Genomic DNA, 12,728 nt, shown 5'->3' with positions numbered 1-12,728 from the left:
ATGCCGCAGTATCGGATCTCCAACCCGGCCCGTGCCGACATTGTTGACATCCTCAGGCTCTCCCAGACGCAGTTCGGCGATCAAGCACGCCAGCGCTACCAGGCGCTGATCCTCGCGGCGCTGCAAGCGCTTGCCGACACGCCTTATCGCATTGGCAGCCACGACCGCGATGAACTTGCACCGGGCCTTCGCAGCTATCACCTCATTTATTCACGCCAGCAGGCCAAACACACCCATGGAACGGTCAAAAGCCCACGCCATATAGTGTTCTATCGTGTGACAAACGACGACGTGATCGAGGTCGTCAGACTCCTTCATGACGCCATGGAAGTGCAGTTGCACTTGCCTAACGACTGATCAGCGACCTGGCCCAACGGCTTAACTGGCCGGGAATAGCGAAGTCCGTCGGAGATCGCCATTTGCGATCACTCGCACACTCGGTATGAATGGGGGCAAAAGTGGGGGCAAACAAAAGTGTTATCGACCTGAAAACATTGTCCCAGAGCCTAGTCAAAATGTTTTTTGGCGCCCCTGAGAGCCTTTAGGCTTCGTCTGGCAGGCTGTTTAGCTGAGCATTTCTGGCTTTTCATGGGCATGGAGATCCATTCATTTGCAAGCCCGCCAGTCCCGTTGCCTCACCGAAATCGCCATCAATTTATTCTGGCCCAGCAAATACAACCGCGCCCCGTCAATAAATGGTTCAGGCACCTGATGTTCGATCTGTTCGGCGATTAACTGCGCGCGCAGCCTTTACTGCAAATGCGAAAACCTTGGAGCGCAGGTGCGACACCTTCGGCCAGACCGCATGCACATCAGCGTTACCGAAAAACGACTTGCGACACGAAGCAGACATTAGAGCAGGTAAATAAGCCCGTCGTTTTTCTTCCTTTGGCCTCGTTTTTTGCCAGCAGATTTCAAGTTGCTCACCGAGCACTCCGATAGAATCAGGCAATACTAAAATCGAATCAGGCACAGTTCCCAACCACTCTCCGCCCTAGCATAGCCTGACCTTATATATTCAGGAGTGCGCCCCATGCGTGCAGAAAAAACCATTTTTATCACGGGCGTTAGTAGCGGCTTTGGCCAGGCCCTGGCTAAGGAAGCTCTCGCTCAGGGCCATCGAGTGATCGGCACTGTTCGCAGCGAATCCTCTCTGGCAACGTTCCAAACGCTCTTGCCTGAGAGAGCCCATGGCGTGGTGCTGGACGTTACCCACTTTAATGCCATCGACGCCGTCGTCGTCGCTGTTGAGGATCAGTATGGCCCAGTGGATGTGCTGGTTAACAACGCGGGTTATGGCCACGAAGGGGTTTTCGAGGAGTCGTCGTTGGAGGAAATGCGCCGTCAGTTCGACGTCAATGTATTCGGCGCGGTGGCGATGACCAAGGCGTTTGTGCCCTTTTTTCGCCAGCGACGGGCGGGGCATATCCTCAATATCACGTCCATGGGTGGTTATATCACCATGCCAGGTATTGCTTACTACTGCGGTAGCAAATTTGCCCTGGAGGGCATCTCTGATACGTTGAACAAGGAACTTGCACCCTTCAATATTTTTGTAACGGCCGTGGCGCCGGGGTCTTTCCGAACGGACTGGGCAGGTCGTTCGATGCAGCGTACGCCGCGCAGCATCAGTGACTACGATGCGACCTTCGACCCGGTGCGAAAAGCCCGTGAGGAAAAAAGCGGCCTTCAACTGGGCGACCCGCAGAAAGCCGCACGCGCCATGATGACTATTATCAACAGCCCTAACCCGCCGGCTCAACTGCTGCTGGGCAGTGACGCCCTGGCTCTGGTGCGTGACAAGCTGCACCGGACGGCGGAGAGTATTGAGCAATGGGAAGCGCTTAGCTGTTCCACGGATGGCTGAGCATAACAGTGGAGAACGGGCAATCGATGCCGAAACCCAAGAACCTGAGCACTGCGCGTATGGTGCAGTTGATGGACCAGCTTGCACCGCTGGAGGGTTACAACCTGAGTCCGCTGGATGATGTGCGTTTTCTGCGTTCCAACCGGCCGCTGACGCGCACGCCGGTTTTATATGAACCGGGCATTGTCATCCTCTGTCAGGGGCAGAAACGCGGCTATCTGGGTGATGAAGTTTACATCTATGACGCCCAGCATTATCTGGTGGTGTCAGTGCCAGTGCCTTTTACAATGGAGACCGACGCTAGCGAGGCGGAGCCAATGCTGGCGGTGTACATACGTCTGGATTTCAATCTGGCCGGCGAGCTGATTCAGCAGGTAGATGAGGTATGGAACATCCGCGTGGCTCAGCCTATGGGTATGTACGCCTCGCCCATGGACGAACCGCTGCGCCAGTCGACCCTGCGTTTTCTGGAAGTCATGGGCGACTGCGCCGACGCGCAAATCCTCGGACCAGCAATGTTGCGCGAACTCTACTACCGCATCCTCACTGGCGAACAAGGCGGTACCCTACGCGCGGCTATCGCCCAGCAGGGTCAGTTCGGCAAGGTGACGCGCGCCATTCACAAAATCCACCGCTGTTACCACGAGCATCTGGATGTAGAAATCCTCGCCCAGGAAGCGCAGATGAGCGTGCCTAACTTTCATCTGCATTTTCGCAAGGTGACCGATTCCTCGCCTATGCAGTACCTCAAGTCGACGCGGTTGCATCAAGCGCGATTACTGATGCTGCGTAACGACCTGACAGCGGCCAAGTCGGCATTTCTGGTGGGTTATGAAAGTGCTTCGCAATTTAGCCGCGATTTCAAGCGCCTCTTCGGACGCACGCCAATAGCGGAGGTGGCGCGGATGAAGCAGGCTTATGCGTTGCCGGCACCGACAACCCCGTCGCCCTTCGTGTCATCACACTGAGCTTCAAACAATCCTGTCTTGCCCGTCGCCAGTAGGCGTGGGAACGTGCGGATGGCGTGCCTGCCGACACAACGGGCGAGTGAAGTGTCACATCTGCTGCCGCATAGATAAACACCCATCCAGGATTTGTATATTCAGGTGCCTATCAGAAAAGTTATCGTTCTACGGCGATACATTTGATCTCCACGAGAAGGCCGGGGCGAGCCAGTTCACCGACACCTATGCACGTCCATGCACAAGTACTCCGAGGAAAGACTTTATCCTTCACTCGTCTAAAAATTGGCATGTGGCGGTGCATATCGACGTGATAAGTTGTCATTTCGACGACATCTTCAAATTCGCACCCGCCGGCTTCCAAGACGAGCCGGAGATTGTCCCAAGCTGCCAAAAACTGCTGCTCTGGGTCTTCGATAACTGATAATTCCGGCGTCCGGCCTACCTGACCAGCGCAGTAAAGAGTCTTTCCTACCTTTACAGCTGGTGCATAACCAGCATGCTCGCAGAGCAATCTCATGCCATCTGGAACAATGATCTGACGATCAGTCATGGTTGTGGAGCCCAAAATATAAACGGATACGAAAGCTAACTCACGTGCCAGAACGGCGTCCAATCGGGTCACTGGGACTCAGCCTCATAAAACCGCATTCGCCACTCTAGAAACCCCGGCCAGTAAGCGAACGACAGACCACTAATAAATAAAGACGCGCATTGGCGTAGCTGCTTTCTCGATAGAAATACTAGCCCCGCGGCGAAAGAGCTATCGAGATCCGCCCGTTTAACGCCCTTACTCTGAAATTGACTTGTCGAGAAGGTGGCTCTCGACTGAAGAGGACTTGCGACGGCGAAAAATCCGTACGCCAGGCGACCGTAGCGGTGCTCTAACAATCTCAATCGGTAACCAGGTGAGGGTTATCGGGGAAAGAGCCACTGCGGTAGCGAACGCATTCAATCCCTCTTTGCAGATCACATCAGAAGAGAATTCGCTTTCCTCGCCATTGAAAGTACACACGATTCGCTCATCAAAGGACTTTGAGTAGGGCCGTCTACCCTCCTCATTTCCGCAGGTGTGTTTGATAATCTCACTGCTATCCAGAATGTTTCGATCAGGGAAGTTGAAGTCCGCAATATCCAAGCCACTGGCTCGCGTACCTGGCACTGATCGGCCCGGTCTGCTGAAAGAACCGTCGGCGTTCCTTCGCCATGGCAACAATTGAAGCAGCGCTCGCATCTCCGGCCGGCATGACAGGTTTGTGGTCGATTCCGATAACAGATGAGCGCGGGTTGTATCCGGCTCCTGCACAGGTGATCTGGACTGAGCCTGCAATTGGGATTGGAAATCTGCACTATGGGTCGTTGCCCGCTTCTTGTTTTCTGAAGTCGGTAACACTGATGAAGCTGGTGGTACCGCAGATATATAGGTCATGGGGACGCCTCATATCAGGTCTGGTGTCATGAGTCTCGCCAGCATTCCTGGCGTGGCTGTTCAGTTTTTGCGCTATCAGATCCCGCTGAACCAGTTGTATCCCTGGTCTTCCCAATACCCGCCCGGGTTGTCGTTGCTCACGAAAATCTCGACAACATGCTTGGGGTTTTTGAAGCCCAATTTGGTGGGTACTCGAACCCGCAGCGGATAGCCGTACTCGGGCGGCAACGCGACATCAGCGTAATCCAGCGCCAGCAGTGTCTGTGGGTGCAAGGCCGTCGGCATGTCCAGACTGGAGTAATAGCGATCAGCACATTTGAAACCGACGAATTTCGCTGTGGTATCGGCACCGATGTGTTCCAGAAAGGTTTTGAGCGGTACACCTCCCCATTGTCCTATGGCGCTCCAACCTTCAACACAGATCAAACGGGTGATATCGCTACGTTGCGGCAGTTTGCGCAAGCTTTCGAGTGTCCATGGAGCCTTGTCCCTGACCCGACCGGAGACGGCGAGCGAGTAACTGGCGAGGTCCACTTCAGGGATATCGTCCTGGCCATAGAATGCGTTGAACGGAAATGGCGTAGTGATCTGCGCGCGGGTGAAGGTCGGCGCCAGTTTCTGTCCGCTGAACAGCCATGCCTGGACCCTATCGTTCCAGCGCGACATGGCCCAAAGGACCTTGTCAACCTGATCGCCGTCCTGCAGGTTGCAGCCGGTCAGCATCGACATCGCACCCACGGTCAAGCCGGCACGAAGGAAATGCCGGCGCTGGATATTCTCCAACTCAAGCTGTTGCGCAGGTTCAAGCCTGACGCGCTGAACAGTTCCTTTTCTGGATTCAGTCATGGCCATTTCTCCTGATATCAAGCGACCGCACCCCACCTGAAATCATTGGCAGCAGGGTTTTGGGTACCAGCATTACCAACCCAAGATGAATCACGACGAATGCAGCAATTACCGCCATCGCCGCAAAATGTACGTAGCGAGCGACGTCATAGCCGCCCAGTAGCGCGACCAGCTCTTGAAGTTGAATGGGTTTCCAGATCGCCACACCCGAAATGACGACGAGTGCGCCTGCTGCCAGCACCATCCAGTACATCAGGCGCTGCACAGCGTTATAGACACCCTTTTCATGCACGAGCCGGAAGCGCAAAGCGTCCGTAAAATCACGCTTCAATGCGACAAGCCCAATGGGCAGCAACTCACGTTTGAAATGGCGACTGACGACGCCATACAGCGCATAGATTGCGCCGTTGATCAGCAGCAGCCACATGAATGCAAAGTGCCAGGCCAGCGCCCCACCCAACCACCCGCCCACGGTTACCGACACTGGAAACCTGAAGCCGAACAGTGGCGAGGCGTTGTAAATGGCCCAACCGCTCATGAACATGCAGACCATGCAGGCGGCGTTGAGCCAGTGGGTGAGGCGAACCGGCCAGGGATGAAGCTTTTTCTGTCTCACGTGTTTCCCCCTCGAAACCAGCCATGTAGCGGAGCGTTGCCAAGCGGCAGCGCCCCTGCCTTTTCAGGTGATTACATCGGTGGCTGGAAGCCATCCTTGCCAACTGCAATGCCGCGCGCGGTGGTTCCATCTGCGGCGGGGAACACGACAATTTTCGTACCTTTGACCAGTTCATCGGCTTTGCCTGGCTCGACGTAGGCAATTGGCACATCGTCCGGTACGACGATTTGTTTCTCGCCACCCTTGTAGTTGACGGTCAATGTGCGGCCGTCAGCTTTGGACAGTTTCCCCACGGTACCGTTGGTCATGGTGCCTGTGCTGCCATCCGCGTTCTGCCAGCCATAATGACCTTCGCCGCTGCCCTTCAGGCTGGCGTCAAAAACCGTCACCTCCAGCGCCTTCAATGTTCCGTTGGCCTGCGGGATGGCCGCCGAGCCAATGAAGCTGTCGGATTTGATCGATTCGATATTGGCCTTCGATACCCGGTTGATACCGGTCTTGTCAGTCAGTCCGATAGTCTGCTGGGCGCCGGAGCGGACAGTGAATGTCAGCGTATTGTTGCTGACGCTTTCCACCGTGCCACGCAGCGGTTTGATCACCGGCATGTCAGCCGCGGTAGCAATGACGGCAGCACTGAGCATCAACAAACCGAATGTGGTAGACAAGGCGTTTTTTAGTTGCATGGTGACGATTCCTCATGGGGTGATGTGCCGCCATCCTCGACCGCAGACCGGGACGTCACGATGACCGCCGAATGACATTTTTGTCATTCGTCAGCCCTGCCCATGAATGACAGAAATGTAACCGACTGCGCCCGCTCATCCCGTTACACTGCACAGCCGAGATACCGATGTCGCGGGCTGAATCCTGTCATGAAGAGACCCGAGCGCGCCTCACGATGCATATCCTGCTGATCGAAGATGACACCAAAACAGGTGAGTACCTCAAAAAGGGGCTCGGCGAGTCCGGTTACAACGTCGACTGGACCCAGCACGGCGCCGACGGCCTGCACATGGCCTTGCATACGACCTACGATCTGATCGTGCTGGACGTGATGTTGCCCGGGATTGACGGGTTTCAGATCATCGAGCTTTTGCGCGCCAGACAAGACGTCCCCGTGCTGTTCCTGACCGCGCGCGACCAGTTGCAGGACCGCATTCGCGGCCTGGAACTGGGCGCCGATGACTACTTGGTCAAACCTTTTTCGTTTACTGAACTGCTGTTACGCATCCGCACCATCTTGCGTCGCGGTGTCGTGCGCGAAGCCGACCATTTCCACCTCGCCGACCTCGAGCTGGATCTGGTCCGGCGCCGCGTTACACGCCAGCAGCAGGTGATCGTGCTGACCAACAAGGAGTTCGCCCTGCTGCATCTGTTTCTGCGCCGGGCAGGCGATGTGCTGTCCAGGACACAGATCGCTTCGGAAGTCTGGGACATGAATTTTGACAGCGATACCAACGTGGTGGACGTAGCGGTCAAGCGCCTGCGCAGCAAGGTCGATCAGCCCTACCCTATCAAGCTGATCCATACCATTCGCGGTATCGGCTATGTCTGCGAGGTGAGGCCATGCGGTCCCGACGCCAACCCTCTCTGACCCTGCGATCGACCGTGGCGTTTTCCATGGTAGCGATGCTGGCCGTGGCCGGTGCAGGCGTTTATCTGTATCAGACGATGAAAGCCTCGGTATTGGTGTACAGCGATCATGCGGTCATGGGCCGCCTGGAACATTTTCGCAAGCTGCTGCACTACGAACTCGCCATCGAAAAGCTGCGCGACAGCCCGCAGATTTTCAAGAACATGCTCGACAGCGAAGACGACATCTTCATCATTGAAGAGCCCGGACAGCAACCGGTAATCCAGGTAAATCCACTGAACGTCACGTTGCCTGAACTGCCCGTGATCGGCCAGGATACAAAGCTGAGCGTCAGTGACCTGCGTAGCGGCGTGACCGACTCGGGAACAATGCTGCGCGCCGCCTCCGTCGTCACGACGTCGGGGGGACGTGAAGTGCGCCTGACCGCCGCGCACCTCATGGGCAAGGAAATGGCTATGCTCGCGGCGTATCGCGAACGTATCTACCTGGCCGTTGCCCTTGCGTTTCTGGCCACCGCGTTGCTGGGTTACCTGGTACTGCGTCGAGGGCTGCGTCCGTTACGCAAGATGGCCGCGCATGCGGCAGCGATAACACCCGAGCGTCTGCACAGCCGTATGGACAGCTCCGATACGCCGGTTGAACTGCAACAGCTGAGTGACGCCTATAACGCGATGCTCGATCGTCTTGCCCGGGGTTATCAACGATTGACGCAATTTTCCGCTGACCTTGCCCATGAAATCCGCACGCCGGTGGGGTCGCTGATGGGGCATTGCCAGGTCGCCCTTCGCCAGCGCCGCAGCGAGGATGACTATCAGGCACTGATCGCTTCGAACCTTGAAGAGCTCGAACGGATCTCGCGCATCGTCGAAAGCATTCTGTTCCTTGCGCGCGCCGATGAAGCGCACGCACTGGTGGAGCGCCAGCAACTATCGCTGCATGACGAATCGCAGCGCATTGCCGACTATTTTGAAGGCTTGGCTGAAGAGCGGCGAATGACCGTACAGATAACAGGCGATGGAAACGTGCTCGCTGACCCTTTGCTGCTGCGCAGAGCCTTGAGCAACCTGGTGGCAAACGCCGTTCGCTATGCCTACGAGGGCACCGAGATTCAGATCCGGGTGATGGAAACCCCCGGCGGAGCCCGCATTGAAGTGGAGAACCAAGGGCCTGTGCTGAGTGACGAAACCGTGGGCAAACTCTTCGACCGCTTTTACCGCGGCGATGCGTCTCGCCACCAGAACTCTGACTCCTACGGCCTTGGCCTCGCCATCGTCGTGGCAATCATGCAACTGCATGAAGGTCACGTGCGTGTCGAACAGCCAAAGCCCGGGGTTATCTGTTTTTCGCTGTCATTCCCTGGAGCTTGAACGACGTCGGCGGACAGTGCTTGTCGTTCGCTGCCCCCAACTGAAACTCATGCGCGCAGGTCAACTGTCTGAGGGCTTGCCCAGGCTCTGGTGCTCGACCGGCGCATACTTTTCTTCGCCAGCAACGGGTACCCAGTCCTTCAAAGGTGTAAGAAAGTGCAGTTCAAAACGACGTGACAAGAACGCCCATCTTCCGTCCCGACGTTCAAACCTGTCGTGGTACAGCCCGCTGACTTGCACCGGGCCTTTTTCAATGTCGTGAAACAGGCAATCCGCAGCCACCGTACCCACCGCGCTGTCACCCTTAATATCGATCAGCGGGTTGGCCATCCAGTGATGCATATGTGGCATCTGGCGCCAGCTGTTTTGCGCCATCGCGAGGATTTCGTCACGGTTTCCGGCTTGGCCAAAACCCGGTAGATCCAGTGCTGATTCTTCGTGCCAGATACCGCTCAGGAGCGAGGCGTCGATGCGGTCGAAGGCATTGGCGTAGGCGTTTATCAGCGACTCGATGGCGGCGCGACTTTCCAGGGCGTCCAGTCGGGCGGTCAGTTGTTCCATGTTCATGATGGGGTTTCCTGCTGAGGCTTCGCATAAGCGACGAAGGCAGCCCTCCGCGAGGGCTGCGCTACGGTTGAGCACGTGTTCAGATCTGCGACAGGCCGCCGTCGACCATCAGCTCCACACCGTTGACATATTTCGCATCGGCAGATGCAAGGAACAGCGCCGACGAGGCGATTTCTTCAGGTTGGGCCATATACCCCAGCGGAGTGATCTGCTCGACGTGTTGGCGCAGCGCGGCAATGTCGCTCTCGCTCATCTTCAAGCCGTTATCCATCAGAGGCCTGCGGGTGAAGCCAGGGCTCAGGACATTCGCTCGAATCTTGCGACCTTTGAGTTCGTTGGCCCAAGTCCTGGCGAAGGACCGTACTGCGGCCTTGGATGCGTTGTAGAGGCTCAGTCCTTCCATCCCATTGCTGGAACAGATAGAGGCCGTCAACACGATCGACGCACCGTTTTTCAACAATGGCATCAACGTTTGAACGGTAAAAAAAACCCCCTTCACGTTAATGTCGAACATGTTGAAATAAGCCGCCTCGGTGGTCTCGCCCAGCGGGTTCTTTTCGCAAATACCCGCGTTGGCAAACACTGAGTCCAGCTGATCGTCGCGCGCCTCAATTGTAGCTTTGAGTTTATCGAGATCAGCCTGGCTGGCGACATCGGAAATGACCGCTACGACTCTGTCGCCTAGCTTCGCCACCGCCGCCTCTAGCGTGGCTGCAGAACGACCCGTGATGTAAACACGCTTGGCTCCCTCGGCAATCAAACCTTGCGCAATTGCAAACCCGATCCCTGTGGATGCCCCGGTGACGACTGCAACCTGATTAGCGAATTTGCCTGACATATCTGACTCCTCAGTCTCGATTATGTGGCTCGACTGGAACCACAGTGCGGCCATTTTGAGAGGAGTCAGGGGCTGAGCGGCACTGCCATAAATGAACATTGGCCGTTCATTTATGTGAGGCGTAAGGGAAGGTTTGATCGTTTAGATTGGAGTCAGCTGATTCAGAGCATGACCTGCAATCGAGAATATTCTGGAACCGAAGGGTTCCAGGAAGGAGACCTTATGCCTAAGACAAAAGTCGCCCCCCCGGAACCGCGGCGTTGGTTGATGTTCACCATCTTGTTGGTCGGTGCATTTTTACCGCCGCTGGATTTTTTCATCGTCAACGTAGCGCTGCCTTCAATTCAGCAATCGCTAGGCACGGCCTCCTCCGCCGAACAGTTGATCATCTCCTCGTATGCGGCGCTTTATGCCGTGACACTGATTACCGGTGGACGGCTGGGTGACATCTATGGCCGCATGAGAATGTTCTTCGTTGGTCTGGTTGGCTTTGCCGTTGCCTCACTGATCTGCGGTGTAGCCGAGTCACCCTGGGTGTTGATCGCCGGACGTTCGCTGCAAGGCGTGACGGCAGCCATCATGGCACCTCAGGCACTCGCATCAGTGCAGGCGATATTCCCCGACTCCGAAAAGCCCTTGGCACTGAGCCTGTATGGCGCGGTCTTTGGTCTGGCTTCGGTAGTCGGCCAGGCACTTGGCGGAATATTGATATCGCTCAACCTGATGAACCTGGGCTGGCGGGCGATATTTCTGGTGAATTTACCGATTTCGTTACTGGTCATCCTTGTCGCCATTCCAGTGGTCAAGGAAACCCACGCACCACAGACAAGCAAGCTGGATCTGGGCGGAACGCTATTGTCGATGGTGACGCTTGCGGCTCTGATCATTCCTCTGATCGAGGGGCGTGAATCGGGTTGGCCTTTGTGGGCCTGGCTGTCGCTTGCAGCGGTGCCGCTGCTGGCCTGGCTGTTCTGGCGCTACGAAGCCCGCCTGCATCAAGCGCAAGGTGCTCCGTTGCTGAATCCTGCCGCACTGCGCGCGCCCGGTCTTGCCCGGGCACTGCTCGTCGCCCTCACCTTTTACGCGATCGGCGTGTTTTTCCTGCTGCTTTCCATTTATCTACAGGGAGCGCTGCACACGAGCCCACTCAATGCAGGCCTCGTCTTCCTTCCTTTCGGCGCGGGATTTTTGCTGGGACCGCTTTCCACCCCTCAGTTCAGGCGTTTTCTGGGGGCATACGTCAATCCCGTCGGAATGGGGCTTGAAGTGTTGGGATTTGTGCTCTTGGCCTGGCTCGTGGCGCACACGCCGATGTCCGCCAGCCCCGCTGCGCTGCCCCTTGCCGTCATTCTGTTTCTGATCGGTTTCGGACAAGGATTAGCCCTTCCGACATTGATGCGCATGATCACAGGACGTGTGGCACCCGCATACTCCGGCATGATTGCAGGCATTACCAGCTCCACCCTGCAAATCAGCACGTCACTGAGCGTGGCAATAATAGGCGGCATTTTCTACACCCTTCTAGGCACGGATACGGACGCGGCTGCCATCACCCACGCTTTCACCGTCTCCATACTCTGCATCGCAGCATGCCTGGCGGTAGGCGCGGGATTGAGCCTTACCCTGACGCGCCAACCTGCTACTGATCCGCAAACGGCGGCCATGCACCCAGCAGAGTGAGTCAACCGCATGCCTGATTGCCGATCATGATGGAAGCAAGATCGGCAAGAGCACGAAGGCTGTCCATCTGGCGCATGTCCTGGTGGTAGCCCATCCATATGTCGCGACCCGGTGGCGGCTCGTGCGGATCAATCAACCGCAGCGCCGTTAATTGGTCACCCAAGGCGCGGGGCAATACGGCAACGCCCTGCCCCTGCGTGCACATTTGCGCCTGGACTGTGCGGCTGCTACTGGTGAACACGGTACGCGCCAGAGGGTAACGCTGCTGCAGCCACTGCACATCGGGATAATGAGACTGGGCAACACTCATGGTAATCAAACCAACCCCCTCGCCCTGTGGCTCGGGATCAGCAGATCCGACGGCCGTGTATAACCCATAGCTCAGGGAGATCAGCTTGCGGTGAACAATATCGGGTTCGGTGAAAGGGACGATTCGAAACGCGATATCGGCGTCGCGACGAGCCAGGTCAAACAATCGATGCCCGGCGATAACCTCAGGCACAATCAGAGGGTAACGTCGCCCCAGTTCACTGAGGACGGGGGCCAGCACATAACAGGCAAACCAGTCAGCGCAAGAAATGCGCAACACACCTTCTGGCTGGGCGCTGTCGCCCGCCAGGCGCCTTTCGATGGCCAACGCACTCTGCTCCATTTCCTGCGCTAGGCTGAGCAGCTTCTCTCCGCTGTCGGTCAGTACCAAACCTTGGGTGGTACGCAGGAAAATGGGCTGGCCACTGGACTGCTCAAGCACCTGCAAGCGCCGCCCCACGGTCGGATGGCTAACACCCAACAGCTTGGCGGCAGCGCCCAATGACCCACTGCGGGCAATCGCGAGAAAGATCCGCACATCACTCCAGTCCATACTCTACCCCGTACAAAAATGAACAGTGAGAGTGCAGTAATGGCAGTGCCGTAGCAATCCCAGGCTCGACATACTTCTCTGCATACACCTTCGTCGAAAC

At 56.6% G+C, this 12,728-nt stretch carries 13 protein-coding genes; 6 read left to right on the top strand and 7 right to left on the bottom strand.

Annotated features, from left to right (window positions below; genetic code table 11):
• From BFP95_RS03835 to BFP95_RS03825, 3 genes are all read left to right on the top strand, one after another.
• Positions 1–357, top strand: a complete 357-nt coding sequence (locus BFP95_RS03835; protein WP_065873166.1) for a type II toxin-antitoxin system RelE/ParE family toxin — start codon at positions 1–3, stop codon at positions 355–357.
• Between the two features lie 676 nt (positions 358–1,033).
• Positions 1,034–1,867 carry an oxidoreductase gene (locus tag BFP95_RS03830; protein WP_065873167.1) on the top strand — a complete coding sequence of 278 codons (834 nt, stop codon included), beginning with the start codon at positions 1,034–1,036 and terminating at the stop codon, positions 1,865–1,867.
• Positions 1,868–1,893: 26 nt separating this feature from the next.
• The gene (locus BFP95_RS03825) at positions 1,894–2,835 is read left to right on the top strand and encodes an AraC family transcriptional regulator (RefSeq protein WP_065873168.1); all 942 of its coding nucleotides are present in this window, start codon (positions 1,894–1,896) and stop codon (positions 2,833–2,835) included.
• Positions 2,836–2,989: 154 nt separating this feature from the next.
• Here BFP95_RS03825 and BFP95_RS03820 read toward each other — a convergent pair whose 3' ends face one another.
• The 4 genes from BFP95_RS03820 to BFP95_RS03805 form a co-directional block, all read right to left on the bottom strand.
• The gene (locus BFP95_RS03820) at positions 2,990–3,382 is read right to left on the bottom strand and encodes a RidA family protein (RefSeq protein WP_056860328.1); all 393 of its coding nucleotides are present in this window, start codon (positions 3,380–3,382) and stop codon (positions 2,990–2,992) included.
• Between the two features lie 951 nt (positions 3,383–4,333).
• The gene (locus BFP95_RS03815) at positions 4,334–5,104 is read right to left on the bottom strand and encodes a molybdopterin-dependent oxidoreductase (RefSeq protein WP_056859946.1); all 771 of its coding nucleotides are present in this window, start codon (positions 5,102–5,104) and stop codon (positions 4,334–4,336) included.
• Complete coding sequence (locus tag BFP95_RS03810; protein WP_065873170.1) at positions 5,097–5,720, bottom strand: cytochrome b/b6 domain-containing protein; 624 nt, start codon at positions 5,718–5,720, stop codon at positions 5,097–5,099. The genes BFP95_RS03815 and BFP95_RS03810 overlap by 8 nt, the downstream gene beginning before the upstream one ends.
• Positions 5,721–5,791: 71 nt before the next feature.
• Positions 5,792–6,403 (bottom strand): hypothetical protein, encoded by a 612-nt coding sequence (locus BFP95_RS03805; protein WP_056859944.1) that lies wholly within the window; start codon positions 6,401–6,403, stop codon positions 5,792–5,794.
• Between the two features lie 215 nt (positions 6,404–6,618).
• Here BFP95_RS03805 and BFP95_RS03800 point away from each other — a divergent pair, with 215 nt between their 5' ends.
• A complete protein-coding gene (locus BFP95_RS03800; protein ID WP_056859943.1) occupies positions 6,619–7,314 on the top strand; it encodes a heavy metal response regulator transcription factor in 696 nt (231 codons plus the stop codon).
• Positions 7,287–8,681, top strand: a complete 1,395-nt coding sequence (locus tag BFP95_RS03795) for a heavy metal sensor histidine kinase (protein ID WP_065873171.1) — start codon at positions 7,287–7,289, stop codon at positions 8,679–8,681. The genes BFP95_RS03800 and BFP95_RS03795 overlap by 28 nt, the downstream gene beginning before the upstream one ends.
• Before the next feature lie 60 nt (positions 8,682–8,741).
• Here BFP95_RS03795 and BFP95_RS03790 read toward each other — a convergent pair whose 3' ends face one another.
• Both BFP95_RS03790 and BFP95_RS03785 read right to left on the bottom strand, forming a co-directional pair.
• A complete protein-coding gene (locus BFP95_RS03790) occupies positions 8,742–9,248 on the bottom strand; it encodes a nuclear transport factor 2 family protein (RefSeq protein WP_083207141.1) in 507 nt (168 codons plus the stop codon).
• Positions 9,249–9,327: 79 nt separating this feature from the next.
• Positions 9,328–10,086, bottom strand: coding sequence for an SDR family oxidoreductase (locus BFP95_RS03785; protein ID WP_065909537.1), 759 nt, complete (start codon positions 10,084–10,086; stop codon positions 9,328–9,330).
• A gap of 222 nt (positions 10,087–10,308) precedes the next feature.
• On the opposite strand from BFP95_RS03785, the gene BFP95_RS03780 reads away from it, so the two are divergent.
• Positions 10,309–11,766, top strand: coding sequence for an MFS transporter (locus BFP95_RS03780; RefSeq protein ID WP_065873172.1), 1,458 nt, complete (start codon positions 10,309–10,311; stop codon positions 11,764–11,766).
• 1 nt (position 11,767) lies between these two features.
• Here BFP95_RS03780 and BFP95_RS03775 read toward each other — a convergent pair whose 3' ends face one another.
• On the bottom strand, positions 11,768–12,628 hold the full coding sequence (locus BFP95_RS03775) for a LysR family transcriptional regulator (RefSeq protein ID WP_065873173.1): 861 nt from the start codon (positions 12,626–12,628) through the stop codon (positions 11,768–11,770).
• Between the last annotated feature and the right edge of the window lie 100 nt (positions 12,629–12,728).

The sequence above is a fragment of the Pseudomonas sp. 58 R 12 genome, from assembly GCF_900005865.1.
Taxonomy (GTDB): domain Bacteria; phylum Pseudomonadota; class Gammaproteobacteria; order Pseudomonadales; family Pseudomonadaceae; genus Aquipseudomonas; species Aquipseudomonas tritici.
The sequence above is the reverse complement of the archived record's forward strand: the minus strand, read 5'-3'. Positions and strand labels throughout refer to the sequence as shown.

Bases quoted from the DNA above. Each gene is read 5' to 3' on its own strand.
- BFP95_RS03815 (WP_056859946.1), bottom strand. From the start codon at position 5,104: ATGACTGAATCCAGAAAAGGAACTGTTCAGCGCGTCAGGCTTGAACCT.
- BFP95_RS03805 (WP_056859944.1), bottom strand. From the start codon at position 6,403: ATGCAACTAAAAAACGCCTTGTCTACCACATTCGGTTTGTTGATGCTC.
- BFP95_RS03775 (WP_065873173.1), bottom strand. From the start codon at position 12,628: ATGGACTGGAGTGATGTGCGGATCTTTCTCGCGATTGCCCGCAGTGGG.
- BFP95_RS03780 (WP_065873172.1), top strand. From the start codon at position 10,309: ATGCCTAAGACAAAAGTCGCCCCCCCGGAACCGCGGCGTTGGTTGATG.
- BFP95_RS03790 (WP_083207141.1), bottom strand. From the start codon at position 9,248: ATGAACATGGAACAACTGACCGCCCGACTGGACGCCCTGGAAAGTCGC.
- BFP95_RS03795 (WP_065873171.1), top strand. From the start codon at position 7,287: ATGCGGTCCCGACGCCAACCCTCTCTGACCCTGCGATCGACCGTGGCG.
- BFP95_RS03830 (WP_065873167.1), top strand. From the start codon at position 1,034: ATGCGTGCAGAAAAAACCATTTTTATCACGGGCGTTAGTAGCGGCTTT.
- BFP95_RS03820 (WP_056860328.1), bottom strand. From the start codon at position 3,382: ATGACTGATCGTCAGATCATTGTTCCAGATGGCATGAGATTGCTCTGC.
- BFP95_RS03800 (WP_056859943.1), top strand. From the start codon at position 6,619: ATGCATATCCTGCTGATCGAAGATGACACCAAAACAGGTGAGTACCTC.
- BFP95_RS03785 (WP_065909537.1), bottom strand. From the start codon at position 10,086: ATGTCAGGCAAATTCGCTAATCAGGTTGCAGTCGTCACCGGGGCATCC.
- BFP95_RS03835 (WP_065873166.1), top strand. From the start codon at position 1: ATGCCGCAGTATCGGATCTCCAACCCGGCCCGTGCCGACATTGTTGAC.
- BFP95_RS03825 (WP_065873168.1), top strand. From the start codon at position 1,894: ATGCCGAAACCCAAGAACCTGAGCACTGCGCGTATGGTGCAGTTGATG.